This window comes from Streptomyces sp. 8L (assembly GCF_020176795.1).
Classification (GTDB): domain Bacteria; phylum Actinomycetota; class Actinomycetes; order Streptomycetales; family Streptomycetaceae; genus Streptomyces.
The window spans coordinates 1-5,369 of sequence record NZ_JAIUKE010000636.1 but is presented as its reverse complement, the minus strand read 5'-3'; the positions used below and the strand labels follow the sequence as shown (position 1 = coordinate 5,369).

Below are 5,369 nucleotides of genomic sequence, written 5' to 3'. Positions count from 1 at the left end.
ATCCCGGCCTCGGCCCCCGCCGCGCCTTAGCCTCCATCCAGCCAAGGCTCCCGTCTCGGCCTGGCCTCCATCCGGCCACGCCCCCATTCCGGGTCCATACTCCGGACCCGGGCTCCGGAGTATGGACCGGTGCCCCGGTCCGGGCGAGGCGGCGTGGGTATGCGGCCCCGGGATCGCGGCGGGTCGGGACCGTGGGAGAGATCGGGAGGTGGGAAGGGAAGTTTGACGGCCTTGTCCGGAGCTGAGACGGGCGGCGTCCAGGGGGTACTCGGGCCCTGAGTTGTACGGAAGCCCGATTCGTCTGGAAGGAGGCACCTGTGACGAAGGACGACTCGCTGAAGCGCTATAGGGGCAAGCGCGATTTCAGCGCCACGGGCGAGCCGAGTGGGGACGGCGGCGCGACGGACGGGAGCGAGGGGCGTCCCGATCGGGGAAACCGCGCCGCGGCTGGGGCGGATGAAGGAGCGGAGAATCCACCGTCGTACGTGGTCCAGATCCACGACGCGAGCACGATGCACTTCGACTTCCGTCTGGAAGTGGACGGGGTGCTCAAGTCCTGGTCGGTGCCGAAGGGACCTTCCACCGATCCAGGGGACAAGCGGCTTGCGGTGCCCACGGAGGATCATCCGCTGGAGTACCGGGAGTACGAGGGTGTCATCGGTGGCGGCCAGTACGGTGCGGGCACCGTGATCGTGTGGGACTCGGGCACCTACCAGCCCCTGGACAAGGGGGGTACGGCGAGCGGAATGGCGCCGTTCGCGGAGGCCTTGGCCCACGGGCACGCGAGTTTCTGGCTCGATGGCGCGAAGCTCAAGGGTGGTTATGTGCTCACCCGCTTCCGGGGCGGGAACGGCACGGGCCATGACGGCGACGGCAAGGAAGCCTGGCTGCTGGTGAAGCGGGCCGACGCGAAGGCCGACCGGTCGGGCAACCCCACGCCGGACCCGCGCAGGGCCCGGTCGGCGCAGTCGGGGCGCACCTTGCAGCAGGTCGCCCGCGATGTCAGCGAGAGCGAGGAGGAGAGGAGCGAGAGCAGCGGCGGTGAGGGGTAACGGGAAGGCCACGGCTGAGGGACCCACGGGTGCAGGAGGGGAGGCGAAGGCAAGGCTGACGCCGAGGCTGCGAGAGCGTGCGCCGCTCCACGCAGGAAGGGACGCGGACGCGCACGGGGGCATGCGGCGGTGGCGTTGCGTTTTCTCAACCCGCGTGGAGGACCCGGAAGCGGGGGCGGGGTGCTGCGGGGTCTCGGTCGACGCCTTGGGCCGGCGGCCAAGCCCATTGCCACAGACGCTCATGCCCTGCGTGCGCGGGAGAAGCGGATCTGCCCGCGCGTGCCTTCGACCGCGGCGCGCGGCCAGGACGCGGCGATTCGCGCCCGAGCCACACCGTGGGAGCGCAGCGCAGTCCGCCCTGATCGCGGATTGGGCGTCGGTGGCCGAGGGGAAAGGCGAGCCGGACACGGCGGTTCCAGTGCCGGTCCGAGGACGGGTTCCCGGGTCATGGCAGTGGTCGTGACAGTGGCGGTCAGGCCGCCGCGCTGCTCAGCAGGCCTTCGAGTCGCGCCGCCGCCGCGTGCAACTGCCGTACGACGAGCGTCTGCCGCCTGCGGTCCATGCGGGTGGCCGGAGCGGAGGCGTTGATCGCAGCGATCGCGATGTCGCGGTGGTCCCGTACGACGGTGGCGACGGAGACGATCTCCTCGGCCGCGCGGTAGTTGGTGGCGTAGCCGCGTTCCCGTACGAGGGAGAGTTCGGCGTCGAGTTCCTCGCGTTCGCGACGCGTGAGTCCGTCCGTGGTGGTGGCGGTGGCAGTGGCGTCCGTGGAGGCGGCGTCCGTAGAGGTGGAAGGGAGGACGGGGAAGAGTTCGTCGAGCTGGCTCGCGGTGAGTTCGGCGAGCAGCGCCTTGCCGGTGGCGGTCCTAGGCGCGGGCATGAGCTGTCCCGTCCGGTCGGCGACTCGTAGAGCGCGTCCGCTCTCCGCTCCCGCGAGGTAGCGGAGCCGGCCGCCTTCAAGCTGCGCCAGATGCACCGTCTCGCCGACCTGCTGGGCCAGTTCGGCGAGGACGGGGCGAGCCAGGTTGCGGATGTCGAGGGTGCGTACGGCCGCGAGTCCGATCTCCAGCAGCGCGGGCCCGGGGACGTACACGCGCAGTGCGTTGTCGCGTCGTACGAAGTCGTGGTGGATGAGCATGGCCAGGAGCCGGTGCGCGGTGGAGTCGGCGACGCCGAGCGCTTGTGCGGCCTCAGAGAGCCTGAGCCGCTTGTGGTCGCGGAACATCAGGAGGAGCCGGAGCGCGTTGTCGACGGACGCGATGGGGTACGCCGGGCCGTCGGCCGCCGGGCGGTTGATGGGCGCCGGACGGTCATCGGCCACCGGGCGGTCATCGGCCGCCCGGCGGTCACCGGGCGCCGCGGGGTCGATGGGCGCCGCGGGGTCGGTGGGCGGCGTGCGGGTGCCGGATCGGGCCCGGGACTCAGTGCCGGACCGGCCCTTGGTTTCGGGCCGGCTGCCAGCCGGTTCACCCGATGTAGCCCGTGCCGCTGCCATGCAGGGAATCGTAGCGCCTGGCCAGAGGCCGGGTGAGGGACTGAGGAGGTGGCCTTGACCTGTGCGAAGAGACGATGGGACGGTTCTCCTTGAAAGAAGAAGTTTCTTCAGAGCAGAAGAGTTGCCGCTGCCATGAGCCTCTCCGACATCGATACGGACACAGAAGCGGATACAGAAGCGGACACGGAACGGTCGCGGTCCTGCACTCCGGACGCCGACGGCACCGCGGACCTCGGGGGGCCCGGGGACCCCGCCGGGCTGATCGCGCTGGGCTGCCGCATCCTGGCCTTCCAGGGACTGGCGGAGGACATCCTCGGCCACATCAGCCTCCGGGACCCGGACGCACCCGGCACCCTCCACATCCGGTGCCGGGGGCCGCGCGAGCGGGGGCTGCTGTTCACCGAGCGGGCTGATGTGCACCGCGTCCCTCTGGACGGGCCGGCGTCCGGGCTGCCCGAAGGCACCAAGGCGCCCAACGAACTCCCCATCCACCAGGAGGTGCTGAAGGCGCGGCCCGACGTACGGGCTGTGGTGCACGTACACCCGCCGTCGGTCGTCGCCGCGGACCTGGGCGGGCTCGAACTGCGTCCGATCGTCGGGGCATACAACATCCCGGCGATGCGGATGGCGCTCGACGGGATTCCGGTCTACCCGCGTGGTGTACTCGTCACCCGCCCCGACCTGGGCAGGGAGCTGGCCGATGTGCTCGGCGACCGGCCCGTGTGCGTGCTGCGCGGACACGGCATCGTGGCGACGGGCACGACGGTCCAGCAGGCGGTGGTGCGGGCGTTGAACCTCGACGCGCTCGCGAAGATCACCCTGTCGGCGAGTGCGCACGGTGTCCCGCCCGTACTCCCGGAGGCCGACATCGCGGAACTGCCGGATCTCGGGGGCGGGTTCAATGATGATCTGGTGTGGCGGGCGAACACGGCCAAGCTGCGCCACGCGGGTCTCGGCGGGATCTGAGCCACGGCCCCGAGTTCGCCGGCCTGCCGCGCGCCCGCTTCACATCGGGCCGCACCAGGCCGCACCGTCTGGCGCCCCGCAGGGCCGGGTCACCTCGCGCTGGGCCGCGCCGCACCGGCCCGCGCCGGGCCGCCTCGCACCGGGTCTCACCGTCTGGCGCTGGTCCGGGCCACCTCATGCTGGCCCGCGCCGCGCCACCTCGCACCGGGCCTCACCGCTTGGCGCCGGGCCCGCTCTTCACTGGGCGCGGCCCTGCGGGTGGCTGGATCAGGGTGCCGCGTGCGGGAGTTGGCGGCCGGTCACTCGCTGGACCAGGTCCCGCCAGCCGTGTTCGATCCGCTCTGTCGAGACGCCCAGCTGCTTGTTCAGGTGGTAGAGGAGTACCGGGTCCAGGTGGGCGACCAGGGTCTGCGCGAGCAGGTCCGCGTCCCCGCCGCCGCCGATCCGGCGCAGCAGCATGGTGACGTGGGCGACGCGCAGCATCCTGGGCGCCACCAGACATCGTTTGGACGCGCACGGCTCCGCCGCGAGCAGCACGTCGAGGTAGCGGAAGTGGAAGCGGATGGTGGCGATCCCGAAGGCCTCCAGCCGCTCCAGCGGATCGCCGTCGGGGCCGAGCGGGGGCGGTCCGGTCAGGAAGGCCTGCTGGTACTCCTGCTCCGCGTGGTCGATCAGGGCGTTCATCAGGCCGGTGCGGTCGCCGAAACGGCGGAACAGCGTGCCCTTGCCCACGCACGCCGCGGTGGCCACGGCCTCCATGGTGACGTGGCCCGCGCCGTGCTGGTCCACCAGCTCCGCGGCAGCGTCCAGCAGTCGCGCCCGGTTGCGGGCGGCGTCCGCGCGCTCGCGCGGAGGCTGTCCGAGCACGGCGAGTTCGTCAGGGCTGTGCGGATGCGAGGACATGCCGAAAGGATAGTCCGCCGGGGAAGAAAGTGGACCGCAGTCCGCTTGAGGTGTTACACATAGATAAGCGCCCCGGTCCATCCGACCGGACCGGATTGCCCACCATCTTCAGGAGTTGTCGTGTCCGTACGCATCCTCGCTCTCGTCGGTAGCCTCCGCGGCGGTTCGCACAACCGCCAGCTGGCCGAGGCCGCGGTCAAGCACGCCCCCGCGGGTGCCGAGATCACCATCTTCGAGGGCCTCGCCGACGTCCCGTTCTACAACGAGGACATCGATGTCGAGGGCTCTGTCCCCGCCGCCGCCACCAAGCTGCGCGAGGCCGCCGGCTCCGCCGACGCCTTCCTGCTGTTCTCCCCCGAGTACAACGGCACCATCACCGCCGTGCTGAAGAACGCGATCGACTGGCTGTCCCGCCCCTATGGCGCTTCCGCGTTCACCGGAAAGCCGGTCGCCGTGGTCGGCACCGCCTACGGCCAGTACGGCGGCAAGTGGGCGCAGGACGAGACCCGCAAGTCGGTCGGTATCGCGGGCGGCGTCGTCGTCGAGGAGGCCGAGCTGTCGGTCTCCGGCTCGGTCGTCCGCTTCGCCGAACTCCACCCGCAGGACGACGCCGAGGTCGCGGAGCAGCTGCCGAAGGTCGTCGCGAAGGTCGTCGCGGCCGCGGAGGCGGTCCCCGCCGCCTGAGGCAACCCCAGTCGCACATGATCGGGCCGGTTCCGCACAGGCGGAGCCGGCCCGATCCGCGTGCCGCATCGGATTCCCCCGTCGCCATGCCGTGGGGGCGGGGTCCCGGCCGGACGGTTCGTCCGCCGAACAGGAGCCCCCAGGACCGCTCAGGCCCACGAGGCCCCGCTCAGGCCCGCGAGTCCCCGTCCAGCAGGACGACCCGCCCATCCGACCGGCTCCGTCCATCAAGACGACTCGCCCGCCCGACCAGCCCCATCCAGCAAGAC

Annotated in this window: 5 protein-coding genes and 1 pseudogene; 3 read left to right on the top strand and 3 right to left on the bottom strand. The window is 71.6% G+C overall.

Features of this window, described 5'->3' with window-relative positions:
• The first annotated feature begins 317 nt into the window (after positions 1–317).
• Positions 318–1,052 (top strand): DNA polymerase ligase N-terminal domain-containing protein, encoded by a 735-nt coding sequence (locus tag LCE31_RS36145; protein ID WP_225022128.1) that lies wholly within the window; start codon positions 318–320, stop codon positions 1,050–1,052.
• Between the two features lie 145 nt (positions 1,053–1,197).
• Here the strand turns inward: LCE31_RS36145 and LCE31_RS36140 are convergent.
• Together LCE31_RS36140 and LCE31_RS36135 are read right to left on the bottom strand one after the other, a co-directional pair.
• A pseudogene (locus LCE31_RS36140) lies at positions 1,198–1,399 on the bottom strand (ABC transporter substrate-binding protein); the annotation flags it as partial.
• 125 nt (positions 1,400–1,524) lie between these two features.
• Complete coding sequence (locus LCE31_RS36135) at positions 1,525–2,373, bottom strand: IclR family transcriptional regulator (protein ID WP_225022126.1); 849 nt, start codon at positions 2,371–2,373, stop codon at positions 1,525–1,527.
• Positions 2,374–2,679: 306 nt separating this feature from the next.
• Between LCE31_RS36135 and LCE31_RS36130 the strand changes: the two genes are divergently transcribed.
• Positions 2,680–3,513, top strand: a complete 834-nt coding sequence (locus tag LCE31_RS36130; protein ID WP_225022125.1) for a class II aldolase/adducin family protein — start codon at positions 2,680–2,682, stop codon at positions 3,511–3,513.
• Between the two features lie 267 nt (positions 3,514–3,780).
• Here the strand turns inward: LCE31_RS36130 and LCE31_RS36125 are convergent, their stop codons facing one another.
• Positions 3,781–4,416 carry a TetR/AcrR family transcriptional regulator gene (locus LCE31_RS36125; RefSeq protein WP_225022123.1) on the bottom strand — a complete coding sequence of 212 codons (636 nt, stop codon included), beginning with the start codon at positions 4,414–4,416 and terminating at the stop codon, positions 3,781–3,783.
• Positions 4,417–4,536: 120 nt separating this feature from the next.
• On the opposite strand from LCE31_RS36125, the gene LCE31_RS36120 reads away from it, so the two are divergent.
• Positions 4,537–5,100, top strand: coding sequence for an NAD(P)H-dependent oxidoreductase (locus LCE31_RS36120; RefSeq protein WP_225022121.1), 564 nt, complete (start codon positions 4,537–4,539; stop codon positions 5,098–5,100).
• Positions 5,101–5,369 lie beyond the last annotated feature (269 nt).